The following is a 22861-nucleotide window of genomic DNA, read 5'->3' as shown; positions in this document are numbered from 1 at the left end:
GGGAACGGCGACGGGCCGTACGGCTCACCCGTCATGGGCGGACGTCGAGGGGCGGGGACGGGCCGTTCGGCTCACCCGTCGTGGTAGACGTCGAGACGGCCGCACATCCCGAACCGTCCGGTCGCGGCGGGTCCGCTCGCGTGGGTACGGGCGTCGGCCAGATGGCGCGCGTCGCCGTCACCGAGAGCGGCCAACTGGTCGTGCGTGGCGGTCACCGCCGCGCGGGCGCCCTCGCGCCAGCGCCGCTCCCAGTCGGCCAGGCGTGGCCGCACCAGCTCGGCCGCCGCGCGGTGGAAGGCGGCCAGCGGCTCCGGATCACCCGCGGCGAGCGCGTCGCGCAGCTCGAGGAACCGGCGGGTGGCGAGGTCACGGCGGGCCCGCGCCGCGCCGACCAGCTCCCGCTCGCTCCCGCTCGTCGGCAGCCGGACCGCCGCCGCGTACACCTCGGGGTCGGTCAGCCGGTCGGGAGGCAGGGTGAGGACGGCGTCGCCCGCCTCGGGGAGTCCGCCGTTCTGCATCACGACGGTGATCCGCAGTCCGCCGTCGTTGACCAGCCGGTGGATGGTGCCGGGGGTGAACCAGGCCACGGTGCCCGCGCGCAGCGGGGTCTCCTCGAAACCGGAGGCGGTCAGGGTCTGCACGGCGCCCTCGCCGTCGGTCACCACGTACCCCTCGCTGCACGTCAGATGGAGGTGCGGGGTGCCGCCGCCCGGCCTGCCGTCCACGGTCGGCCAGTCGTAGACGCTCAGCCGGGAGACCGCGACCGCCCCGGGGAACCCGTCGTAGCCCGCCGTCACCACGGGTGCCGCTCCAGATGGGCGGTGACCGCCGCACGGTCCCAGGCGCCGTCGGCGACATGGACGCGGTACGTACGGTCCAGGACCTCGCCGGGGGCCAGGACCAGCTCCTCGTGGAAGGCGAAGGACGGGGCGACCGCGGCGAACGGGTCGGTGCGCACGAACCAGTGCGCGGGGTGGGTGCCCTTCTCGCCCGCGTGGTCGTTGCCCGGCGCGTGCTCGAAGACGACGGTGGCGTGTCCGTCGCGTCCGTCGTGCTCGCCGCTGTAGGCGAGCCAGGGCGCCTGCTCACCCATGAGGTCGCGCTCGGCGCTGTCGCCGTCCGCGGTGAAGGCGTGCCCGTCGCGGAAGGCGCGCGGCCCGCGCCAGAACAGCCCGGTGTAACCGGCGTCGGGCCGCCCGGCGGTGGTGGGGCTGCCGAACCGCAACGGCTCGGCGCGCCGGTTGGTGACGGCCGAGGACCAGGTCAGGGTCCAACCGCCCTCCTCGGCGGTGACCTCGATCCTGCGGTCCTCCTCGGCCCAGAGCGCGCCGTCGTACGGGTGCCAGGTCAGGCGCTCGGCGATCACCACGCCGTCGGGACCCGCCGACACCTCGTCGAAGCCGACGTGCGCCATCGAGCCGATCCGCTCGGGCAGCGCCACGTACCCCTCGCCGTGCACATACGTGTTGCCGCCCCACAGATTCTGACCCGACAGGTGCGAGGCGGTGAGCTGGAGGCCCTTGTGCCAACGGTGGTCGTTCGGGCGGTAGTCGGTGACCAGACCACCGCCGAGGGTGCGGATCGGGTGGAGGTACGGCTTCGGCGCCTCCCAGGCGGCCTCCGGGCGGTACACGTAGGCGAACAGCTCGGTACCGGTGGCCCGGTGGGTCACGGTGATCCGGTCGTCGTGGACGTGGGTCAGCGACAGCGTCATGCGGCCTGCTCCTCCTCGCGGGCGCCGACCGGCAGCCGGTCGGGTTCACCGCCGTGCATGGCGGCGTAGAACGGGTCGTCGGGGCCGATCTCGCCCGCCCGGACGGTGGCGTCGGTGAAGGCGGACTTGTAGAGCGCGGCGGTGAACTCCACGATCCCGCGGCCGCCTTCGCCGCCGGTCGGGTGCGGGGTTCCGGCCCGGATGTCGGCGACGAGGGCGCGTAGTTGGGCCAGGTGGGAGCTGGGTTCGTCGGGGCCGAAGTCGTTCCAGGCCCGTGCCGTCCGCGCCGGGACGCCGGGGGCCGGGGTGATCCGCCAGTCGGCGTTGCGGTAGCCGTAGAGATGGGTGAGCTCGACGGTCGCCAGCTCGCAGTCGATCCGTATCCGGCTGACCTCGTCGGGGCTGAGCACGCTGTTGACGACGGTGGCGACCGCGCCGCTCGCGAACCGGACCTGGGCGGTGGAGACGTCCTCGGTCTGCACGTCGTGCACCAGCCGGGCGGCCATCGCGCGGATCTCCCGCCACGGGCCCAGCAGGTCGAGCAGCAGGTCGTTCTGGTGGATGCCGTGCCCCATGGCGGGACCGCCGCCCTCGGTGTCCCAACGGCCGCGCCACGGCACGGTGTAGTAGTCCGCGCCCCGGTACCAGGTGGTCTGGCAGTGCGCGACCAGCGGCCGTCCGAAGGCCCCCTCGCGCAGCAGCTCGCGGACGTGGCGGGCGCCGGAGCCGAACCGGTGCTGGAAGACGAAGGCCGCGGTCGGGGCGCCGGGGCCCCGCTCGGCGGCGGCCGTCACCGCGTCGTAGTCGGCGAGCGAGGGGCACGGCGGCTTCTCGCACCACACATGGGCGCCGGTCCGCAGCGCGGCGACGGCCTGCTCCCGGTGGAGCGAGGGCGGCGTGCAGAGGACGACCAGGTCGGGGCGTACCTCGCCGAGCATGGTGTCGAGGTCAGTGAAGGCGCCCGGCACGGAGAACTCCTCGGCGGCGGCGCGGGCCGCCTCCTCGGCGACGTCGACCACGGCGACGATCTCCACCGAGCCCTCCGCCGCCACAGCGGCGAGCGCGGGCAGGTGACTTCCTCGGGCGATGGATCCGGTGCCCACCACGGCGGTGCGCAGCGGGAGATTCGGGCGGTGCGGGGACATGCGGGCCCTCTCGTGAGGCTGGCGGTACGTCACGGGCGGTGGCGCGGAAACGGGCTGTCCGGCCGCCGCTCGACCGCCGGGGGCGCGACGGCGGTCCGCCACGCGCCCACGGCGTCCGGGCGCACGGAGACCCCCGGCAGGGTCGGCCAGTGGTTCCTTCGCCCGGCTGTTCCAACGTTGTAACCAGTGTGTGTCCTGGCGGTCAACCCTTTGGGCGCGGACGACTGCCGCCTGCACGCGTCTGCGGGACGCTCTGCGTTGAACTGCCCTACAATGAGGCGTCTCCGAGAAGGGCGGGTACGTGACAGCAGTGCGGCTCAAGGACGTCGCCGATCGCGCGGGCGTCTCAGTCAAGACTGTTTCCAACGTTGTACGCGGAATGTCGAGAGTGGCCCCCGCCACCCGAGAGCGCGTCATGGTCGCGGTGAGCGAACTGGGGTACCGTCCGAACCCGTCGGCGGTACGGCTGCGCACCGGCCGCAGCGGGCTGATCGCCCTGGCGGTGCCGTTCCTGGCCACGCCCTACTTCGCCGAACTCGCCCACCACGTCAGGACCGAGGCGTCCCGGATCGGACTCACCGTCCTGATCGAGGAGACGCTGGGCGACCCCCGCGAGGAGCTGCGGCTGGCCACCGGGCTCGGCGCGGCCCTGCTCGACGGCGTGATCCTCTCCCCGCTCCGGGTGCCCTTCGACCAACTCGCCGCCACCACGGCCGGTTTCCCGCTGGTGCTGCTGGGCGAGCGCGAGGACGGCCGGGAGCAACTCCACGCCGACCACGTCCTGATCGACAATGTGGCCGCCGCCCGTGAGGCCGCCGCCCACCTGGTCTCGCTCGGCCGGACCCGGCTCGCCGTCGTCGGCGTGGACCGGCAGGGCTCGGCGACCAGCAGGCAGCGCCTGGAGGGCTTCCAACTCGCCCTGCACGCGGCGGGTCTGTCCTTCGACCCCCGACTCGCGCCGCGGGTCGAGGAGTTCGACCGGCGCAGCGGGCTGCGGGCGGGCCGCGCGCTGGCCGCCCTGCCCGCCGGGAGCCGCCCGGACGCGGTGTTCTGCTTCAACGACATGCTGGCCGTCGGCGCGATCCGCGCCTTCCACGAGGCCGGTCTCGCCGTGCCCGGGGACATCGCCGTCGCCGGCGTCGACGGCAGCGAGGAGGGCCGTTACGCCACTCCCTCGCTGACGACGGTGGTGCCCGACAAAGCGGCCATCGCCTCGCTGGCCGTCACGTCGCTGGCCGGCCGGATCGGCGCGGCGACCCCGCCGGGGCACGCGGTGCACGTGGCCCCGTACCGGCTGGAGGTGGGGGAGTCCACGACGGGGGTGCGGCGTCCGGTGGCCGACTGACCGGCGGTGGCGCGCGGGCCGGTCGTGTCCGGGGGCGCCGTGCGGTTTTTCCGGGGCGCGGGCCCGTCTGCTCCGGGGCACGGGCCGGTGTTCTCCGGGGCGCGGCTCCTCAGACCGCGGACGCGAGCGCGACGACGGTGCCGGTCGTCCTGGCCTCCTCCGCGGCCCACACCACGCGGTGGCTGGCCAGACTCGCCGCCGCGTCGGACTTCAGGACGCCGCCGTCTCCGGTGGCGACCGCCTCCAGGAAAGCGTCCATCAGCGCCTCGTCACCCCCGCCGTGACCGTCCGCGGCCGAGGCGCCCGCGGTGGTGCTGGTGTCCACGACGCCCTCCTCGCCGGTACGGAAGTCGACCGTCCTGATGGTGACGCCGTCGCCGTCGAGATAGCCGTGGGTGCCCAGCAGCCGGGTCCTGCGGTGCTCCTGCGGGGTGAAGGCGCTCATCGTGAACGAGCAGGTGGCGCCGTCGTCGAACTCCATCGAGACCACCTGGTGGTCGACGACGTCGTTGTCGCACGCGTAGACGCAGCGCCCGTAGGGACCGGTGCGCAGCGCCTGAAGGACACCGGCCTCGGTGTGGTCCTCGGTGACCGCGGACAGCGGCCAGTAGCGCCGCTCGGGGTCCTCCAGACAGTCCAGGTACAGGCGCTTGGCCGAGTACGGACAGGTGCTCTCGATCGGGCAGTCGGTGCAGCGCGCGGCGGCGCCCGCGGGGGCGGCCTCGGCCCGGAAGTGGGTGAGACTGCCGAAAGAGCTGACCCGGCGCGGCGAGCGGCCGAAGAGGTAGACCAGCCAGTCGATGTCGTGGCACGACTTGGTGAGCAGCATCGGCGCCGAGGTGTCCGAGCGGCGCCAGTTGCCCCGGACGAACGAGTGCGCCTGGTGCCACCAGCCGACCGGCTCCAGGTGCTGGACGCTGACCAGTCGGCCGATCGCGCCCTCGTCCAGCATCCGCTTGAGCGTCTGCGTGTACGGGGTGTACCGCAGGACATGGCAGACGGCGAGCATGATCTTGTTCCGCTCGGCCGCCTCGGCGATCTCCGCGGACTCGGCCTCGGTGGTGGCCATCGGCTTCTCCAGGAGCACGTGATAGCCGAGGTCCGCCAGCGCGACGGCCGGTTCGGTGTGCTGTCTGTCCTGGGTGGCCACGATCGCGGCGTCGGCGAGCCGTCCCGCCGCCGCCAGTTCCGACCAGTCGGCGTACACCCGGTCCTGCGGGACGGCGAACTCCTCGGCCGCGGCGGCGCGCCGCACCGGATCGGGTTCGGCCAGTGCCACCACCCGCCCTGTGCCGGTGACCTGCGCGTGGCGTGCGTAGGTCTGTCCGCGCAGCCCGGCGCCGACGAGAGCTAGAGTCACCCGAGACATAGGATCCTTTCCTATTTATCATGGACTCTCTCATTATTAAGCGCGCAGCAACCAAACTCAAGGGGACGTCGTGACCGAGACTCCGAGCGGCGGCGACCTCTCCCGGCTCCGGCAACTCAACTCCCTCGCCGTGCTGGGGGAGCTGAGGTCCGCACCGGCGATGACCCTGACCGAGCTGTCCCGGCGGACCGGGCTGTCGCGCGCCTCCACGGAGGACGTGGTGCGTGAGTTGCTGGACAACGGCTGGCTGGCCGAGGTGCCCGCAGCGGCCGGGATGGTGGGCCGGCCCGCCCGGCGGTTCCGGTTCCGCGCCGACGCGGGCCGTGTGCTCGGCGTGGACATCGGCGGCCACAAGATCCTGGCGCTGGTGGCGGACCTGGACGGAACGGTGCTGCACAGCGCCCGGGTCGCGGTGGCGCCGGCCATGGGCCGCAAGGAGCGCCTGGCCGCGCTGGACGGCGCGGTGGCAGGAGCGCTCGCGGGCGGCGGCCTGACCACCGGCGACCTGTGGGCGACGGGCGTGGCCACCACCGGACTGGTGGACGGCGCGGGCAGGGTGATGCTCTCCGAGGCGCTGCCGGAGTGGACCGGCGTGGACGTCGGAGCGCATCTGCGCCGCCTGGTCGGCGGCCCGGCGCTGGTCGAGAACGACAGCAAGCTGGCCGCGCTGGCCGAGTCGTGGTGCGGGGCGGCGCGGTACGCCAAGGACGTGGTGGTGATCCTCGCCGGTCTGCGGACCGGCGCCGGGCTGATCATCGACGGCAAGCTGCACCGCGGCTTCGGCAACGCGGCCGGAGAGATCGGAGCACTGCCCGCCTCGGGCTGGATCAGGGCGCAGGAGCACCTGCGCGCGTGGCCGCCGCAGGCCGGTCCCGCGCGGGAGCGCACCGGGTCGTCGGGGCAGGGGCAGGGGCGGGGGCGGGGCGCAGGAGTGCACGCGGACACAGCGGTTGACCAGGAGGCCGCGGCCGAGGCGGTGTTCGAGGCGGCGCGCGCGGGCGACCGCAAGGCGGCGGCGGTGGTGCGGCGCTATGTGCGGGACGTGGCCGTCGGGACGGCGGCGCTGGTGCTGACCCTGGACCCCGAACTGGTCGTGATCGGCGGCGGTTTCTCCCGGTCGGCCGACCTGATCGCGGAGCCGCTGCGGCGCGAGCTGGACCGCTGGTGCATCCGCACGCCCGAGGTGCGCATCTCCGAGTTCGGCGACGAGGGGGTGGCGCTGGGCGCGCTGCGGCTGGCCCTCGACCACGTGGACCGGCAACTGCGCGAACGGCACGAACTGGGCGGCGTGGAGCACTTCTCCCGCCGCGTCTGACCGGGCGCGGAGACCGCTGAGAGGAATTCTTCATCTCACGGGTCTTGACTTAATTTCCATGGACTCCATGATTAATGCCACTCGACGACTCCGGCTGACGGTCCACCGCCGGGGCGTGTGGATCCTGGGAGGGCCCGGTATGCGGAAGTCGGTGCGATGGTGTGCGGTGGCGCTCGGGGTGGTGCTGGCCGCCTCGGCCTGTTCGTCGGGCGGGAGCGGCTCGGACGCGGGCGGTTCGGGCGCGGGCGGTTCGGGCGGCAAGGTCACCTTGTCGTACGGGGTGTGGGACGCGACGCAGAAGACGGCCATGGAGCAGCTCGGCCGCGAGTTCACCCGCACCCACCCCGGCATCACGGTCAAGGTCCAGCTCACCCCGTGGGCCGACTACTGGACCAAGCTCAAGGCGGCTGCCACCGGCGGAGCCGCCCCTGACGTCTTCTGGATGAACGGCCCCAACTTCCAGCTCTACGCCTCCAACGGCGTGATCCGCCCGCTGGACGACGGCATCGCCAAGGACAGGACCGACCTGTCCGCCTACCCCAAGCAGTTGGTCGACCAGTACACGTATCAGGGCAAGCACTACGGACTGCCGAAGGACCTGGACACGGTCGGCGTCTGGTACAACAAGACGCTCTTCGACGCCGCCAAGGTCCCCTACCCGAAGGCCGGTTGGACCTGGGGCGACTTCCGGAAGGCGGCCGCGGAGCTGACGGACGCGAGCAAGGGCCAGTACGCCACCGGCGCGGAGCTGACCAGCTTCCAGGAGTACCAGTACAACACCATCGCCCAGGCCGGCGGCTATGTGATCTCACCGGACGGCAAGAAGTCCGGTTACGCCGATCCGAAGACGATCGAGGGCCTGCGCTTTTGGACCGACCTGATCCAGAAGAAGCAGTCGCCCGACCTGAAGACCATGACGGACACCGCGCCGCTCCAGCTCTTCGAGGCGGGCAAGCTCGCGATGTACTGGGGCGGCTCCTGGGACTCCCTGGAATTCGGCGGCAACGCCTACACCAAGGACCGGGTCGACGTCGCCCCGCTGCCCACGGGCGAGAAGCGGGCCACGATCATCCACGGCCTCGCCAACGTGGTCTCGGCGCGGACCAAACACGCCGACCAGGCATGGCAGTTCGTGAACTTCCTCGGCTCCGAGCCGGCCGCCGAGATCCTGGCCAAGTCCGGCGCGATGCCGGCGTACAACGGCACGCAGGGCGCCTGGATCGCCGCCTACCCGCAGTTCCACCTCCAGACCTTCCTCGACGAGGTGCCGTACGGCGTCCCGTACCCGGTCTCGAAGAACACCGCCGCCTGGAACGAGGCCGAGTTGACGTATCTCACCAAGGCGTGGAACGGCCAGGAGCCGGTGGACCAGGCGGCGCGCGGGCTGGCCGCGGCGATGGACGACCTGCTCGCCAAGGAGTGACATGACCCTCACGTCCACCCCCGGCGCCGCCGCCGGGGACGTGCAGGCGGCCACCGGCGCCCGGCCGCGGACCGGGCGGCTGTCACGGCTGCCCGGCCGCTTCCGGCGACCGCGCCGCGACCGCGTCACCGAGGCGCTGTGGGGCTACGCCTTCATCGCGCCGACCGGCCTGGGCCTCGCGGTCTTCTACCTGTGGCCGGTCGTGCAGACCGCGTACTTCTCGTTCACCCGCTGGGGCGCCTTCGGCGGCCACACCTGGAGCGGGCTGGACAACTACCACCGGATGCTGCACGACGGCGAGTTCGGCCGGGCGCTGGTCAACACCCTCGCCTACACCGGGCTCGGACTGCTGTCGATCCCGCTGGCGATCGTCTTCGCGGCGCTGCTCAACCGTCGGGGGCTGCGCGGCGTCGGCGTCTACCGCACCTTGTTCTTCCTGCCGGTGGTCACCATGCCGGTGGCGATCGGCATGGTGTGGCGCTGGCTCTACAACGGCGACTACGGGCTGATCAACTACCTGCTGTCGCTGGTCGGCATCGACGGCCCGAACTGGGTGGCCGACCCTCGGGTGGCGCTGTACGCCCTGGTCGTGGTGGGCGTGTGGAGCAGCATCGGCTACAACCTGGTGATCTTCCTGGCCGGGATGCAGGCGATCCCGCGCGAGTACTACGAGGCCGCGGAGATCGACGGCGCGGGCCCGCTGCGGCAGTTCCGCTCGGTCACCCTGCCGCTGCTGTCGCCCACCGCGTTCTTCGTCTCGGTGATCTCGGTCATCGGCTCGCTCCAACTGTTCGACCTGGTCTACGTGATGGCCGGATCGGGCGCCGCGGCCCGCTCCAACCCGGCGTTCCCGCGCCTGGAGACGGTCGTGCAGCTCTTCTACGACCGCGCGTTCGTCACCAACGACCGCGGCTACGCGGCGGCGATCGTGATGGTCCTGCTGCTGATCATCGTCGCGCTGACGGCCTTTCAGTTCCGCATGCAGAAGAGGTGGGTGCACTATGGCTGAGGTCCACACGGCCGGCCGGGCCGCGGACCGGCCCGCCCGCCGCTCCCGGCGCGGACGTCATCCGCTGGTGCACACCGTGCTGATCGCGGCGTCGCTGGCGATGGTCGCGCCGTTCCTCTGGCAGATCGTCACCTCCCTGAAGTCGCTGAGCGACGCGACCCATGTACCGCCGTCGCCGCTGCCCGGCGGCCACTGGGACAACTACGGCAAGGTCTTCGACCTGCTGCCGTTCGGCCGGCAGTTCCTCAACACGCTGCTGATGTCGCTCGGGCGCACGCTCGGCCAGGTCGTGCTGTGCCCGATGGCCGCCTACGCCTTCGCGCGGCTGCGTTTCCCCGGCCGCGGGATGCTCTTCGGGCTGTTCCTGTCGGTGCTGATGGTGCCGCCGCAACTGTTCATCATCCCCCAGTACCAGATCATGTCCGACCTCGGCTGGCTCAACAGCTTCCAGGCGCTGATCCTGCCCGGCATGTTCAGCGCGTTCGGCGTCTTCCTGCTCCGGCAGTCGTTCCTGGCCCTGCCGAAGGAGCTGGAGGAGGCGGCGCGCATCGACGGCGCGGGGCCCTGGCGGATCTACTGGTCGGTGATGCTGCCGCTGGTCCGCCCCGGACTCGTCGCGCTGGCGGTCCTCGCGCTGCTGTGGTCCTGGAACGACCTGTTCTGGCCGCTGGTGGTCAACACCGACCCGGACAAGATGACCCTGTCCGCCGGACTGGCCTCGCTCCAGGGGCAGTTCCAGACCGACTACCCCGTGCTGATGGCCGGATCGCTGCTCGCCTCGCTCCCGGTCATCGCCGTCTTCGTGCTCCTGCAACGGCAGTTCGTGCAGGGAATCGCGCACACCGGGGTCAAGGGCTGACGCTTCCTGTCCCCCTGGTCCCACCCCCTGATCCCACCCCCTGTTCACGCAACCCCCCACCGTCGAAAGGGGATCACATGTCCCTCATCCGATCACTCGCACACACCCGGTCGCGGCATCGCCTCACCGCCGCGCACCGGACCAGGGCCGCCGTGAGCGCGGCGGTCGCCGCCGCGCTCGCGCTGACCATGTCCGGCACGCTGTCCGGCCGGGCGAGCGCGGCAGCCGGAGCGCAGCATCTGGCCGTGCCCGCGTACTTCAACCCCTCGGACGCCGCCGGCCGCGCCTTCTGGACCCAGATCGACCAGGCGGGGTCCCGCGTCGGCATCGCCGTCGCGAACCCCTCCAACGGGCCCGGCACCGCGGTCGACAGCGGCTACGCCTCGGCCGTGAGCGCGGCGGCCGGGGCCGGGGCGAAGGTGCTCGGCTACGTCGACACCGGCTACTTCGGCACCACAGGGCGTACCACCCGCGGCGGGCAGACCAGCGTCGCCGCGTGGACCGCGCAGATCAATGCCGACGTGGCCAACTGGTACTCCTGGTACGGCTCTTCGGGCCTCGCGGGCATCTTCTTCGACGACGCCCTGGGCGACTGCGGCTCGGGCAACGCGCACGTGAACCTCTACACCGGCATCAACTCCACCACCAAACAGGCCCACCCGGGCGCCCTCACCGTCGACAACCCCGGTTCGCCCGCCGAGTCCTGCTACGCGTCGGCGGCCGACGTCCTGGTGATGTTCGAGAACACCTACAGCGTCTACGCCTCCTGGACCGCGCCCGACTGGGAGCTGCACTACGCCAACCCCGACAAGTTCTGGCACCTGGTCTACGACACCCCGGCGCAGGCCGACATGGAGAACGCGGTCGCACTGAGCAAGCAGCGCAACGCCGGTTATCTGTACGTCACCCCGGACAACCTGCCCAATCCGTGGGACACCCTGCCCACCGGCGCGTACTGGTCCGACGAACTGGCGAAGGCCGCTGCCGCCGGATCGGGCGGGTCCGGGGGCACCGGCGGCTCCGGCGGGGGCACCGGGTGCACCACCACCGCGGGCTCCGGCGCCATCACCTCGTACTCGGCGTGCGCCTCGGCGGGCACGGCCGTCTTCAAGGCGACCTTCAACAGCTCCGAGAGCTTCCATCACGTCTTCATCAACACCGACGGCAACACCGCGACCGGCTACCAGGCGCCTGCGCCGTCGTCCTCACCGCTCGGCGCGGACTACATGATCGAGAACGGCTCCCTCTACCGCAGCACCTCGACCGGCTGGGCGTGGGCCGCGGCCACACCGGCCCCGACCACCACGATCAGCGGCTCGACGTACACCTGGACGCTGCCGCTGACCGCCCTCGGCTCGCCCAGGGGCACCCAGCAGGTGGAGTTCAACGCGGGCACCGCCTACACGCCGGTGGTCTCCTTCAGCGCGGGCTAGAACCGCCCGCGCCAATGTCCGTGCCCGGCCCGCGACGAACCGCGGGCCGGGCACGGACGACCGGTCACCGGACGAGGCTGCCCGGCACGGAGGCCAGCAGTTCCCGTGTGTACGGGTGGGAGGGCGCGGCGAAGACCTCCTTCACCGTGCCGCTCTCGACGAGCCGTCCGGCCCGCATCACGCCGACCCGTGAGGCGATCTGGCGGACGACGGCCAGATCGTGCGAGATGAAGAGATAGCTGAGACCGAGCTGGTCCTGGAGACCGGCGAGCAGATCCAGGATCTGCGCCTGCGACGACACGTCGAGCGCGGAGACGGGCTCGTCGCAGACCACCAGGTCCGGGTCCAGCGCCAGCGCGCGGGCGATCGCGACCCGCTGGCGCTGGCCGCCGGACAGCTCGGAGGCGCGGCGGCCCAGGAACGCGGCGGGCAGCCGGACCAGGTCCAGCAGATCCGCCGCCCGCCGGGCGCGCTCGGCGCGGGAGCCGATACGGAAGGCCCGCAGCGGCTCGCAGACGATCTCCGCGACGGACATCCGGGGGGACAGCGAGGCGTACGGACTCTGCTGGACGATCTGCATACGGCGGCGCAGTCGGCGCAGCTCACCGCCGTCGAGGCCGGTGATGTCCCGCCCGTCGAAGGTGATCCGCCCGGAGGTCGGCTCGGTGAGCCGTACGAGCATCCGCGCCGTCGTCGACTTGCCCGAGCCCGACTCGCCGACGAGGGCGACGGTCTCGCCCCGGCCGACCCGCAGGCTGACGCCGTCGACGGCCCGTACGCCGAGGCGCCGGTCCCCTCGGCGGCCGGGGTACTCCTTGACCAGGTCCTCGGCCACGACCAGGTCCTCCGCCGCGCCCGGCTCCCCGGCCACGAGCGGCGCTTTCCCGGCGACCGGGCCGGCTCCGTACGCCCGCTCCCGAACGGACCGGAACGCGGCTCGCGACCGGGCCGGAGCCGGCACCGGCGACCGGGCCAGACTCGGGGCCGCCGCGAGCAGGCCGCGGGTGTAGGGGTGCTCCGGCTCTTCGAGCACCTGCCGTACGGGTCCGGTCTCGACGACCTCGCCGCGCGACATGACACTCACCCGGTGCGCTCGGTCCGCCGCGACCCCGAGGTCGTGGGTGATCAGCAAAACCGCGATGCCCCGGTCCCGGGTCAGCGTGTCGATGTGGTCGAGGATCGTCCGCTGGACGGTGACGTCCAGCGCGCTCGTGGGCTCGTCGGCGATGACCAGCCGGGGCCGCGCGGCCAGCGCGATGGCGATCAGCACCCGCTGGCGCATGCCGCCGGACAGCTCGTGCGGGTACTGGCGCGCGACCCGGACCGGGTCGGGCAGCCCCGCCTCGCCGAGCAGGTCGAGGGCCTGCCGGGCCGCCCCCGCCCGGTCGGCGAGCCGGTGGATGAGCAGCGCCTCGGCCACCTGGGACCCGACCCGCCGCACGGGATTGAGCGACAGCATCGGGTCCTGCGGGATCAGGCCGATCTCCCGGCCCCTGAGCCCGCGCAGTCCCGTCTCCCCGGCGCGCGCCACGTCGGCGCCGTCGAAGAGGACGGACCCCGCGTCGAGCGAGCCGCCGCGCGGCAGCAGCCCCGTCACCGCGAGCGCCGCCGTGCTCTTGCCCGAGCCCGACTCGCCGACCAGGGCGACCACTTCGCCCGGCTGGACGGTCAGGTCGACGCCGCGGACGGCGGGCACGGTTCCGGTGCGGGTGCGGTAGGAGATCCGCAGCCCCCGGATGTCGAGCAACGGACCTGCGGACGGCGGGGATGCGCCGTCCGTCGGTGTCGTGTGCGTCATCGGTCCTCCGTGTCTTCGCCGTCGAGGGAGCGGGCGATGCGATTGGCGGCGAGCACGGTGGCCGCGATCACGAGCCCCGGCAAGGTGGTGAGCCACCAGGCCGTGGCGAGGTAATTGCGGCCGTCCGAGACCAGCGAGCCCCACTCCGGCGCCGGGGGCTGCGCGCCGTAGCCGAGGAACGACAGCGAGGACACCTGGAGGATGACCGCGCCGAAGTCGATGGCCGCGTAGACCAGTACGGGACCGGCCGCGTTCGGCAGCACGTGCCGCCACAGCACCGCGGGCCATCGGGTGCCCGAGGCCCGCGCCGCCTCCACATAGCCGGACCCCGCGACCTTCAGCACCTCGGCGCGCATGATCCTGGTGAAGGTCGACACGCTGGTCACCCCCACGGCGAGGGCCACCTTGACAGTGCCGAATCCCAGCGCCGTCACCAGCGCGAGCGAGAGCAGCAGGCCGGGGATGGACAGCAGGACGTCGGTGAGCCGCATCAGCGTGTCGTCCACGACCCCGCCGAGGTAGCCGGCGAGCAGCCCCGCCAGCGACCCGACGACGAGTCCGACCAGTACGGCAAGCCCGCTCGCCTGGAGGGTGAGCAGGGCGCCGTGCACGACACGGGCGAAGACGTCGCGGCCCAACTGGTCGGTGCCGAAGAGGTGTTCCGTGCTCGGCGCCGCGAGCTTGTCCCGCGGCGCCGCGGCCAGCGGATCGCGGGAGGTGAGCAGCCGGGGGAAGAACGCGGTCGGCAGCAGCACCGCGATCAGCAGCGCCGACAGCAGCAGCCCCGGCCGCGTCAGCCAGAACCGCGCGTACCGGCGGAGCCGGGACCGCGGGTGCGGCGACCGCGCGGGCTCGGCGCGGGTCAGGTCCGCGCCCGGCCCCGCCGTGTCCGCGTCCGGGAGGCTCAGTTCGGTCATGTCCGCACCGTCGGCTTCGTCGTCGCGGTGATCCGCGGGTCCAGCAGGGGCAGGAGCAGGTCGACGGCGAGAGTCGTCAGGACGAACGTGACGGCGCCGAGGACGACGACGCCCTGGACGACCGGGATGTCCTGGGCCGTCACCGCCGCGGCCGTCTCACGCCCTATCCCGGCACGGGCGAAGACGGTCTCCACGACCACCGCCCCGGCCAGGAGATTGCCGATCATGATGCCGACCAGGGTCAGCGGGGCGATCGACGCGTTGCGCAGGGCATGTCCGAACAGCACCCGCCGCCGGTTCGCCCCCTTGGCCAGGGCCGTCTGGACGTACGGCTCCGCCAGTGCCGTGCGCAGACTCTTGGCGAGAACCTGCGCGATGAGCGCGGCACCGGGCAGCGCGAGCGTGACCGACGGGAGGACCAGGGAGTCGAAGCCCTCGTCGCCGAAGGCCGGGAAGACATGCCAGCGGAACGAGAACAACTGGACCAGCACCAGCCCCACCCAGAAGGTCGGCGCCGACACCCCCAACGCGGGTAAGGAGAGCAGGAGCTGGCGCAGCGGCCCGCTCCTCGTCCAACTGGCCAGCAGCGCCACGGCGCTGCCCAGCACCAGGGCCAGCAGCAGGGCGCTGGCGGCCAGTTGGACGGTGGTCGGGAGGTCGTGGGAGAGCAGCCGGGTCACCGGGACACCGTTCTGCACCGACCGCCCCAGATCACCGTGCAGGGCATGGAGCAGCCTGGTGCCGTACTGCTCGGCCAACGGCTGGTCCAGGCCGTACTGGTGGCGCAGTGCCTCGGTCTGCGCCGGGGTGACCGTACTGGCGTCACCGCCGCCCGCCGCCATGATCGTCGCCGGGTCGCTGGGCAGCAGGTACAGCACACCGAAGGACACCGTGTAGGCGGCCCACAGCACGAACACGGCCTGGAGCAGCCGCCGTAGGAGATAGGTCCTCATCGTCGCCTTCGTTCAGGAGAGCCAGGCGTCGTGGAACTGCGCCTGGGACGAAGAGCCGAGGGTGATGTCGTGCACCTTGCCGCTGAGCGCGTACACGCTGGTCATCTCGAACACCGGTATCTGGTAAGCCTGTTCGAGCACGCGGCGCTGCGCCGAGGCGACGATGGCGGCGCGCTTGGCGGGGTCGGCCGCGGCGGCCTGGGTGTCGAGCAGGGTCTGCAACTCGGGGTCGTCGATGTGCGAGAGGTTGAGCAGCTTGCTGGAGAAGGCGGTGCGCAGGATGTCCGGGTCGGCCCTGGTGCCGTTGCCCCAGGACAGGTCGTAGTCGCCGCTCTTCTGGGCGACCTGGTAGTCGGCGATGCTCAGCACCTTGAGGGTGAGGCCGATGCCGGCCTTCTTCACCTGCTGCTGCACGAGTTCCAGGACGGACTGGTTGGGGCCGAAGTTGGGCGCGAGAATGACCTTGAGGTCGAGCTTCGCGCCGTTCTTCACGCGGATGCCGCCGGGCCCCGGCTTCCAGCCCGCCGCGTCCAGGATCCGCCCCGCGGCGGCCGGGTCGTGGGCGAGGAGCTTGGAGTTGTCCTGGTAGCCGTCGGTGGTGCTGGACAGCGAGCTGGTGGCCGGGTGGTAACTGCCGCTGAGGACGGTGTCGACGACCTCCTTGCGGTCGATGGCGACCTCCAGCGCCCGGCGTACCGCGATGTCGCCCGCCTGGGGCCGCGAGGTGTTGACGCTCAGCGCGACCGGAACGCCGGGGTTGGAACGGGACAGCAGCTTCGCGCCCTGGCCGGTGACGCCCGCCTCGTCCTGCGGCGCGACCCCGGCGATGGCGTCGACCTGCCCGGATTCCAGGCTGCCGGTGCGCACGCCCGACTCCGGTACGACCTTGAAGGTGATCTTGTCCAGGTAGGCGGGGCCGCTGTGCTTCCACAGGGCCGAGCCCCCGGTGTAGTCGGCGCGCCGGTTGAGTTCCACCGAGCGTCCCGGGGTGTAGCTCGCCAGGGTGAAGGGGCCCGAGCCGATCAGCGGCCCCGCGCACAGCTTCTCGGCGCTGCCCTTCAGGCTCGCGGGGGCCAGCAGGCCGAGCGTGGTGGTGGAAGTGGCCTGGAGGAACTGGGCGTTGGGGTGGTCGAAGGTGACCTTCGCGGTGTGCGCGTCGATGACCTCGGTGCTCCGGTAGCCGCTGAGGTAGCCGGATCCGAAGATCGACTTCGCCCCGAGCTTCACCACGGCGTCGAAGTTGGCCTTCACGGCGTTCGCGTCCACCGGGCTGCCGTCACTGAAGGTCGCGCCGTCGCGCAGATGGAAGGTGAACGCCGAGGCGTCCGGGCTCACGTCCCAGGAGGTGGCGAGCCAGGGGGCGATCTTCCCGGTCGCCGCGTCCTGGTCGGTGAGCGAGTCCACCAGCCCGCGCGCGGCGTACACCGCGTCGTTGGTGGCCGCCTGGTGCGGGTCGACGCAGATCGGGTCCGAGCCCAGCGCGAAGGTCAGATGACCGCCCGCGTGGGGCTTGGCCGTCTTCCCGTCGGTCGACGGGGACGTGGAGTCCGACGACGAGCAGGCCGCCAGCGTCAGGGACAGGACGACGGCCGTGGCGAGCAGGTGGGCTTGGTGGCGTGAGCCGGGCATGAGGCAGGGCCTTCCGGGCGAGATGTACCGGACACAAGTTCCGGGGTGCGAGATACCGGAACGGGTGTTCCGGCGGTGAAGTGAGGTGGGGGCGGCGGGAGTCGTTCAGCCGTGTCCCATCCGGAACCCGATCCCGCGGAGCGTGACGACCCAGCTCGGGTCGCCCAACTTCTTCCGCAGCGCGCTGACATGGGTGTCGATGGTGCGGCTCGCCCGCGCGCTCAGCGGGCGGCCGTCGTGCTGATAGCCCCACACGTCGGCCATCAACTGCGTACGGGTGAAGACCGTCTGCGGCTGTGACGCGAGTTGGAGGAGAAGGCAGAACTCGATCCGGGTGAGCCTGATGAGCCGGCCGTTCACCCGGACCTCCCGCGTGTCCGGGTCGACGCACAGCGAGCCGATCATGATCGGCTGCGACCGGACGGCGGCCGAGAGTTGCGGTCCTGAACGCCGCAGGACGGCCTCGATACGCGCGTGGAGTTCGCGGTATCCGAAAGGCTTGGCCATGCAGTCGTCGCAACCGGCCTGTAAGCACAGGATCCGGTCGAGTTCGGTGTCGGGGTCGGTGAAGGCGATGATCGGTATGTCGCTCGCCGACCGGAGCAATCGGCACACTTCGAGACCGTCCATGTCGGGCAGCGCCAGGTCGATGAGGAAGAAATCGAACTTGGAGTACTTCTCCAGCGCCTCCGCACCGGTGCCGCACTGCTCGATGTCGAATCCGTGCCGCTGCAACTCGGTACTCAGGCTGCCGACCCCAATCGTGTCGGAATCCGCTACCAGCACCCGCATGACTTTCCAACCTCGATGGGGATCGCTCAAATTTCTTTGGCAGATTAGCGGCCGCCGGGCCCGCTTTGAAGATCCGGCGGGACATTTCATACTCCTGCAAGGTTCCCGCAACTATCCGGCGCATACGCGCAGTTGGGGCGGAGCGGCCGGTCGTGCTCGGTCAAGAAACCTGTACATCCCTTGACGGTTTCTTATGAATCGCCGTCGAGCGGTGTGGCGCCTGACGTCGGCTTCATGGTCGGAGTGTCAGGAACCTGAAGACACGGTTTGACGTTCCTCTGACGGTCATTTTCAGATACCCTTTAGATTTTTGCTTGAATTCTGGGCAGGGCGTGACGGACGATATTTGCGTCCAACGGAAACCCGGCGGACGCGATTGCCCTTTCAGATGGGAGAGGTGTATGAGCGCTTCGGTCATCATTGCGGGAGCCGGACCGGCCGGGCTCGTACTCGCCGGGGAACTGCGGCTGGCCGGTATTGACGTCATTGTTTTGGAGCGCCTTTCCGGACCCACCGCGGAATCACGCGGAATAGGATTGGCGATTCGAACAGTCGAGACTTTCGCGCAGCGCGGACTGCTCCGCCGCTTCGGTGAGCTCACGACCAGCGAGCAGGGCCACTTCGGCGGGGTCCCGCTGGACCTCGGCGTGCTCGACGGCCCGTACCGCAGCGCCAAGACCGTGCCCCAGTCCGTCACCGAGACCGTTCTGCAGAACTGGGCGCTCGAACTCGGCGCCGAGATCCGCCGCGGTCACGAGGTCCGCTCCTACCAGGAGGAGGACGCGTCCGTCGCCGTACGCGTCGGCACCCCGGACGGGGAGCGGACACTGCGGGCGGACTACCTGATCGGCGCCGACGGCGGGCGCAGCACCGTCCGCAAGGCCGGAGGCTTCGACTTCCCCGGCACCGCGGGCGCCACCGAACTGCTGCTCGCGGACATCCGCGGCATCGACGTGGCGCCCCGCATGACCGGTGAACTGTCGGCCGGCGGCATGGTGATGTCCGCCCCGCTGGCGGGCGGCGTGCACCGCGTCATCGTCGGCGAGCGCGGCACACCGCCGCGCAGGCGGAGCGGGCCGCCGCTCTTCCACGAGGTCGCCGACACCTGGAAGCGGCTCACCGGGGACGACATCTCCGGCGCGGAGCCGGTGTGGATCAGCGCCTTCACCGACGCCGCACGCCAGGTCTCCGACTACCGCAGGGGCCGGGTCCTGCTGACCGGCGACGCCGCCCACATCCACTTCCCCGCGGGCGGCCAGGGCATGAACACCAGCATCCAGGACTCGGTGAACCTCGGCTGGAAACTCGCGGCGGTCCTGCGCGGCACCGCGCCGCAATCCCTGCTCGACACGTACCACACCGAACGGCACGAGGTCGGCAGGCAGTTGCTCGCCAACACCGGCGCGCAGAGCCAGTTGATCCTCGGCGGCAAGGAGGCGCAGCCGCTGCGCGACGTGCTCGCCGAGCTGACCGCGTACCAGGACGTGACCCGCCATCTCGCGGCGCAGGTCAGCGGGTTGGCGATCCGGTACGACGTGGGACCCGGCCCCAATCCGCTCCTCGGGGCGCGGATGCCGCATGTGGAACTCAGCGTGCGGGGCCGGCCGACCAGCAGCACCGCGCTGCTGCACGCCGGCCGCGGCGTCCTGCTCGACCTGGCCGACAACCCGCACGTGCGCCGCCGCGCCGCCGACTGGCGCGAGCGGATCGACATCGTCACCGCCGTCCCGCGCGGCGACGGACCCGACCCGCTCGACGGCACCACCGCGGTGCTGATCCGCCCCGACGGCTATGTGGCGTGGGCCGGACCCGGCAGCCACTACGACCTTCCGGCGGCACTGGACCGCTGGTTCGGTCCCGCCCGACTCGATTCGCGAGAGAGGTAGAGATGCACAGCACACTGATCGTCGCCCGAATGAACCTGGGCTCGGCCGAGGAGGTCGCCCGGATATTCGGCGCCTTCGACGGGACCGACATGCCGCATCTGATGGGCACGCGCCGCCGTGAGCTGTTCTCGTACCGCGGTCTGTACTTCCACCTCCAGGATTTCGACGCCGAGAACGGTGGCGAGCGCATCGAGACCGCCAAGAACGACCCCCGGTTCATCCGGATCAGCGACGACCTCAAGCCGCACATCGAGGCGTACGACCCCGCCACCTGGCGCTCGCCGGCCGACGCGATGGCCCAGCGCTTCTACCACTGGAGCGCTTCGTGAGCAGGTCGACCGGCCGCCGCGTCGTGATCACCGGAGTCGGTGTCACGGCCCCCGGCGGCATCGGGGTCAAGGACTTCTGGCAACTGCTGGCCGACGGACGCACCGCGACCCGCAGGATCTCGTTCTTCGACCCGGCGCCGTTCCGCTCCCAGATCGCCGCCGAGGCGGACTTCGACGCCGAACTGTCCGGGCTCACCCCGCAGGAGATCCGCCGGATGGACCGCGCCGCGCAGTTCGCGGTGGTCACCGCCCGCGAGGCGGTCGCCGACAGCGGACTGGACTTCGACTCCGTCGACCCGCACCGCGTGGGCGTGACCATCGGCAGCGCCGTCGGCGCCACCACCGGCCTCGACCAGGAGTACCGCGCGGTCAGCGACGGCGGACGGCTGGACCTGGTCGACCACGAGTACGCGGTCCCGCACCTCTACAACTTCCTGGTGCCCAGTTCCTTCGCGACCGAGGTCGCCTGGGCCGTGGGCGCGGAGGGGCCCGGCACGGTGGTCTCCACCGGCTGCACCTCCGGCCTCGACGCCGTCGGCTACGCGACCGACCTGATCCGCGACGGGGCGGCCGACGTGGTCGTGGCCGGGGCGAGCGACGCCCCGATCTCGCCCATCACCGTCGCCTGCTTCGACGCGATCAAGGCCACCACGGCGCGCAACGACGACCCGGAGCACGCCTCCCGGCCGTTCGACGCCAGCCGCACCGGCTTCGTACTCGGCGAAGGGGCGGCCGTGTTCGTCCTGGAGGAGTTGGAGAGCGCGCGCCGCAGGGGCGCCCACATCTACGCCGAGGTCGCCGGTTACGCGACCCGGTCCAACGCCTTCCACATGACCGGACTGCGCCCGGACGGCGCGGAGATGGCCGAGGCGATCCGGGTGGCGCTCGACGAGGCCAGGATCGATCCGCAGGACATCGACTACATCAACGCGCACGGCTCCGGCACCAAGCAGAACGACCGCCACGAGACCGCCGCCTTCAAGCGCAGCCTCGGGGACCACGCCTACCGGACGCCGGTCAGCTCCATCAAGTCGATGGTGGGCCACTCGCTCGGCGCCATCGGCTCGATCGAGATCGCGGCCTCCGTGCTGGCGATGGAGCACAGCGTCGTACCGCCCACCGCCAATCTGCACCACCCGGACCCGGAGTGCGACCTCGACTACGTGCCGCTGACCGCGCGCGACTGGCGTACGGACACGGTGCTGTCGGTCGGCAGCGGCTTCGGCGGCTTCCAGAGCGCGGTAGTGCTCGCCCGACCGGATCGGAGCGCTCGATGAACGCCCACCCCGTGGTGACCGGACTCGGTGTCGTCGCGCCCAACGGCCTCGGTGTCGAGGAGTACTGGGCCGCCACCCTCGAAGGACGCAGCGGCATCGGACGGATCACCCGCTTCGACCCCTCGGACTACCCGTCGCGGCTCGCCGGTGAGATCGGCGGCTTCGACGCCCGCGAGCACCTGCCCAGCAGGCTGCTGCCGCAGACCGACCGGATGACCCAGTTGGCCCTGGTGGGCGCGGACTGGTCGCTGAAGGACGCCGGGATCGACGCCGACGACCTGCCCGCCTACGCGGCCGGGGTGATCACCGCCAGCCACTCCGGCGGCTTCGAGTTCGGCCAGAACGAACTCAAGGCCCTGTGGAGCAAGGGCGGCCGGTACGTCTCCGCCTACCAGTCCTTCGCCTGGTTCTACGCCGTCAACAGCGGGCAGATCTCCATCCGCCACGGACTGCGCGGCCCCAGCAGCGTGGTCGTCAGCGACCAGGCGGGCGGCCTCGACGCGCTCGCCCAGGCCAGGCGCCAGATCCGCAAGGGGACGTCGGTCGTGGTCGCCGGCGCCGTCGACGCGTCGATCTGCTCCTGGGGGTGGGTGGCCCAACTGGCCGGCGGACGGCTGGCCACCGGGGACGACGCCGAGCGCGCCTACCTGCCCTTCGACGCGTCCGCCCGCGGCCATGTGCCCGGCGAGGGCGGCGCGTTGCTGGTCGTCGAGGACGCCGAGCACGCGCGGGCCCGCGGCGCCGGGAACATCTACGGCGAACTCGTCGGCCACGCCGCCACCATGGATCCCCGGCCGGGCAGCGGCCGGGCGCCCGGCATCGAACGGGCCATCGAGGAAGCGCTGTTGGACGCGGGCACCGGCCCCGACGAGGTGGACGTGGTCTTCGCGGACGCCGCCGCGATCCCCGAACTCGACCGTATCGAGGCCGAGGCCATCACCAAGACCTTCGGCCCGCACGGGGTCCCGGTGACCGCGCCCAAGACCATGACCGGCCGCCTCTACTCCGGCGCCGCGCCGCTGGACGTCGCCGCCGCGCTGCTGAGCATCCGCGACGGCGTGATCCCGCCGACCATCGGCACGGCCCTGGCCGACCGGTACGACATCGACCTGGTGGTCGGCGCCCCCCGCCCCGCGCCCGTACGCACCGCCCTGGTGCTCGCCCGCGGCCAGGGCGGATTCAACTCGGCCCTCGTCGTACGCGCCGCCGACCGCTGAACCCACCCGGCGCCGACGGTTGTTGTCGCCCGCCCACGACGGCTGAAGCCACCTGCCGCCGACCGCTGTAGTCACCCGCCGCCGATCGCTGAGGCCGCCCGCCGCCGGGACCACCGGCCACCGCGGGCTCCGGCCTTCGCGCCCCGGCCACCATCCCCACCACGAAAGGCACCGGACATGTCCACCACCAGCCCGTTCACCCTCGACGACCTCCGCCGCATCCTGCTGGAGGCCGCGGGCGAAGAGGAGGGCGTCGACCTGAGCGGCGACATCATCGACACCGAGTTCCAGGCGCTCGGCTACGAGTCGCTCGCCCTGCTGGAGACCGGCAGCCGGATCGAGCGCGAGTACGACATCTCGCTCGACGACTCCGCCCTGACCGACGCGGTCACACCGCGCGGCCTCATCGACGCCGTCAACTCGCAGCTCTCCGCTGCCCCGAGCGTCTGAG

General features: G+C 71.8%; 20 protein-coding genes. 11 read left to right on the top strand and 9 right to left on the bottom strand.

The annotated features are described in order from the left end of the window. Nucleotides 1-71 precede the first annotated feature (71 nt). From ACIOC1_RS16065 to ACIOC1_RS16055, 3 genes are read right to left on the bottom strand one after another with little or no spacing between them, the layout of a single operon-like run. Nucleotides 72-797 carry a cupin domain-containing protein gene (locus tag ACIOC1_RS16065; RefSeq protein WP_391051287.1) on the bottom strand — a complete coding sequence of 242 codons (726 nt, stop codon included), beginning with the start codon at nt 795-797 and terminating at the stop codon, nt 72-74. After that, nucleotides 794-1714, bottom strand: coding sequence for a PmoA family protein (locus ACIOC1_RS16060; RefSeq protein ID WP_401854752.1), 921 nt, complete (start codon nt 1712-1714; stop codon nt 794-796). The genes ACIOC1_RS16065 and ACIOC1_RS16060 overlap by 4 nt, the downstream gene beginning before the upstream one ends. After that, nucleotides 1711-2859: a Gfo/Idh/MocA family protein gene (locus tag ACIOC1_RS16055; protein WP_401854750.1), complete on the bottom strand. Its 1149-nt coding sequence runs from the start codon at nt 2857-2859 to the stop codon at nt 1711-1713. Before ACIOC1_RS16055 ends, ACIOC1_RS16060 begins: the two co-directional genes overlap by 4 nt. Before the next feature lie 301 nt (nt 2860-3160). Between ACIOC1_RS16055 and ACIOC1_RS16050 the strand changes: the two genes are divergently transcribed. Further along, the gene (locus ACIOC1_RS16050) at nt 3161-4204 is read left to right on the top strand and encodes a LacI family DNA-binding transcriptional regulator (protein ID WP_401854747.1); all 1044 of its coding nucleotides are present in this window, start codon (nt 3161-3163) and stop codon (nt 4202-4204) included. A gap of 109 nt (nt 4205-4313) precedes the next feature. Here ACIOC1_RS16050 and ACIOC1_RS16045 read toward each other — a convergent pair whose 3' ends face one another. After that, entirely contained in the window at nt 4314-5573 is a 1260-nt protein-coding gene (locus ACIOC1_RS16045) for a Gfo/Idh/MocA family oxidoreductase (protein WP_355335498.1), read from the bottom strand. A gap of 70 nt (nt 5574-5643) precedes the next feature. Between ACIOC1_RS16045 and ACIOC1_RS16040 the strand changes: the two genes are divergently transcribed. From ACIOC1_RS16040 to ACIOC1_RS16020, 5 genes are all read left to right on the top strand, one after another. Further along, nucleotides 5644-6888: an ROK family protein gene (locus ACIOC1_RS16040; RefSeq protein WP_391162871.1), complete on the top strand. Its 1245-nt coding sequence runs from the start codon at nt 5644-5646 to the stop codon at nt 6886-6888. A 166-nt stretch (nt 6889-7054) separates the two neighbouring features. Further along, nucleotides 7055-8311, top strand: a complete 1257-nt coding sequence (locus tag ACIOC1_RS16035; RefSeq protein WP_401854745.1) for an ABC transporter substrate-binding protein — start codon at nt 7055-7057, stop codon at nt 8309-8311. Between the two features lies 1 nt (nt 8312). Then, on the top strand, nt 8313-9320 hold the full coding sequence (locus ACIOC1_RS16030) for a carbohydrate ABC transporter permease (protein ID WP_401854742.1): 1008 nt from the start codon (nt 8313-8315) through the stop codon (nt 9318-9320). Beyond that, entirely contained in the window at nt 9313-10179 is an 867-nt protein-coding gene (locus ACIOC1_RS16025; protein WP_401854740.1) for a carbohydrate ABC transporter permease, read from the top strand. Before ACIOC1_RS16030 ends, ACIOC1_RS16025 begins: the two co-directional genes overlap by 8 nt. A 77-nt stretch (nt 10180-10256) precedes the next feature. Continuing rightward, a complete protein-coding gene (locus tag ACIOC1_RS16020) occupies nt 10257-11612 on the top strand; it encodes a spherulation-specific family 4 protein (RefSeq protein ID WP_401854738.1) in 1356 nt (451 codons plus the stop codon). A 64-nt stretch (nt 11613-11676) separates the two neighbouring features. Here the strand turns inward: ACIOC1_RS16020 and ACIOC1_RS16015 are convergent, their stop codons facing one another. From ACIOC1_RS16015 to ACIOC1_RS15995, 5 genes are all read right to left on the bottom strand, one after another. Next, entirely contained in the window at nt 11677-13410 is a 1734-nt protein-coding gene (locus ACIOC1_RS16015; protein WP_401854735.1) for a dipeptide ABC transporter ATP-binding protein, read from the bottom strand. After that, the gene (locus tag ACIOC1_RS16010) at nt 13407-14327 is read right to left on the bottom strand and encodes an ABC transporter permease (protein WP_401854733.1); all 921 of its coding nucleotides are present in this window, start codon (nt 14325-14327) and stop codon (nt 13407-13409) included. Before ACIOC1_RS16010 ends, ACIOC1_RS16015 begins: the two co-directional genes overlap by 4 nt. Next, nucleotides 14324-15280 (bottom strand): ABC transporter permease, encoded by a 957-nt coding sequence (locus tag ACIOC1_RS16005; protein ID WP_355335481.1) that lies wholly within the window; start codon nt 15278-15280, stop codon nt 14324-14326. Before ACIOC1_RS16005 ends, ACIOC1_RS16010 begins: the two co-directional genes overlap by 4 nt. 12 nt (nt 15281-15292) lie before the next feature. Continuing rightward, complete coding sequence (locus ACIOC1_RS16000) at nt 15293-16909, bottom strand: ABC transporter substrate-binding protein (RefSeq protein ID WP_391051266.1); 1617 nt, start codon at nt 16907-16909, stop codon at nt 15293-15295. 105 nt (nt 16910-17014) lie between these two features. Beyond that, a complete protein-coding gene (locus ACIOC1_RS15995; protein WP_355335477.1) occupies nt 17015-17701 on the bottom strand; it encodes a response regulator transcription factor in 687 nt (228 codons plus the stop codon). Nucleotides 17702-18102: 401 nt separating this feature from the next. Here ACIOC1_RS15995 and ACIOC1_RS15990 point away from each other — a divergent pair, with 401 nt between their 5' ends. The 5 genes from ACIOC1_RS15990 to ACIOC1_RS15970 all read left to right on the top strand — a co-directional run bounded on the left by ACIOC1_RS15990 (nt 18103) and on the right by ACIOC1_RS15970 (nt 22860). Beyond that, entirely contained in the window at nt 18103-19587 is a 1485-nt protein-coding gene (locus ACIOC1_RS15990) for an FAD-dependent monooxygenase (RefSeq protein ID WP_355335475.1), read from the top strand. Nucleotides 19588-19589: 2 nt separating this feature from the next. Further along, a complete protein-coding gene (locus ACIOC1_RS15985) occupies nt 19590-19916 on the top strand; it encodes a TcmI family type II polyketide cyclase (protein ID WP_355335472.1) in 327 nt (108 codons plus the stop codon). Then, complete coding sequence (locus ACIOC1_RS15980) at nt 19913-21193, top strand: beta-ketoacyl-[acyl-carrier-protein] synthase family protein (RefSeq protein WP_355335471.1); 1281 nt, start codon at nt 19913-19915, stop codon at nt 21191-21193. The genes ACIOC1_RS15985 and ACIOC1_RS15980 overlap by 4 nt, the downstream gene beginning before the upstream one ends. After that, nucleotides 21190-22410 (top strand): ketosynthase chain-length factor, encoded by a 1221-nt coding sequence (locus tag ACIOC1_RS15975; RefSeq protein WP_355335468.1) that lies wholly within the window; start codon nt 21190-21192, stop codon nt 22408-22410. The genes ACIOC1_RS15980 and ACIOC1_RS15975 overlap by 4 nt, the downstream gene beginning before the upstream one ends. A gap of 177 nt (nt 22411-22587) precedes the next feature. Continuing rightward, nucleotides 22588-22860 (top strand): acyl carrier protein, encoded by a 273-nt coding sequence (locus ACIOC1_RS15970; RefSeq protein ID WP_355335466.1) that lies wholly within the window; start codon nt 22588-22590, stop codon nt 22858-22860. Nucleotide 22861: the final 1 nt, after the last annotated feature.

The organism is Streptomyces sp. NPDC088197, assembly GCF_044741185.1.
Taxonomy (GTDB): domain Bacteria; phylum Actinomycetota; class Actinomycetes; order Streptomycetales; family Streptomycetaceae; genus Actinacidiphila.
This window is presented reverse-complemented; position numbering and strand designations above follow the sequence as displayed.

What these genes read in the sequence shown, in the direction of transcription:
- ACIOC1_RS16005 (WP_355335481.1), bottom strand. Translation starts at nt 15,280, where the DNA reads ATGAGGACCTATCTCCTACGGCGGCTGCTCCAGGCCGTGTTCGTGCTG.
- ACIOC1_RS16060 (WP_401854752.1), bottom strand. Translation starts at nt 1,714, where the DNA reads ATGACGCTGTCGCTGACCCACGTCCACGACGACCGGATCACCGTGACC.
- ACIOC1_RS16055 (WP_401854750.1), bottom strand. Translation starts at nt 2,859, where the DNA reads ATGTCCCCGCACCGCCCGAATCTCCCGCTGCGCACCGCCGTGGTGGGC.
- ACIOC1_RS15975 (WP_355335468.1), top strand. Translation starts at nt 21,190, where the DNA reads ATGAACGCCCACCCCGTGGTGACCGGACTCGGTGTCGTCGCGCCCAAC.
- ACIOC1_RS16000 (WP_391051266.1), bottom strand. Translation starts at nt 16,909, where the DNA reads ATGCCCGGCTCACGCCACCAAGCCCACCTGCTCGCCACGGCCGTCGTC.
- ACIOC1_RS15970 (WP_355335466.1), top strand. Translation starts at nt 22,588, where the DNA reads ATGTCCACCACCAGCCCGTTCACCCTCGACGACCTCCGCCGCATCCTG.
- ACIOC1_RS15995 (WP_355335477.1), bottom strand. Translation starts at nt 17,701, where the DNA reads ATGCGGGTGCTGGTAGCGGATTCCGACACGATTGGGGTCGGCAGCCTG.
- ACIOC1_RS16025 (WP_401854740.1), top strand. Translation starts at nt 9,313, where the DNA reads ATGGCTGAGGTCCACACGGCCGGCCGGGCCGCGGACCGGCCCGCCCGC.
- ACIOC1_RS16020 (WP_401854738.1), top strand. Translation starts at nt 10,257, where the DNA reads ATGTCCCTCATCCGATCACTCGCACACACCCGGTCGCGGCATCGCCTC.
- ACIOC1_RS15985 (WP_355335472.1), top strand. Translation starts at nt 19,590, where the DNA reads ATGCACAGCACACTGATCGTCGCCCGAATGAACCTGGGCTCGGCCGAG.
- ACIOC1_RS15990 (WP_355335475.1), top strand. Translation starts at nt 18,103, where the DNA reads ATGAGCGCTTCGGTCATCATTGCGGGAGCCGGACCGGCCGGGCTCGTA.
- ACIOC1_RS16030 (WP_401854742.1), top strand. Translation starts at nt 8,313, where the DNA reads ATGACCCTCACGTCCACCCCCGGCGCCGCCGCCGGGGACGTGCAGGCG.
- ACIOC1_RS16010 (WP_401854733.1), bottom strand. Translation starts at nt 14,327, where the DNA reads ATGACCGAACTGAGCCTCCCGGACGCGGACACGGCGGGGCCGGGCGCG.
- ACIOC1_RS16045 (WP_355335498.1), bottom strand. Translation starts at nt 5,573, where the DNA reads ATGTCTCGGGTGACTCTAGCTCTCGTCGGCGCCGGGCTGCGCGGACAG.
- ACIOC1_RS16015 (WP_401854735.1), bottom strand. Translation starts at nt 13,410, where the DNA reads ATGACGCACACGACACCGACGGACGGCGCATCCCCGCCGTCCGCAGGT.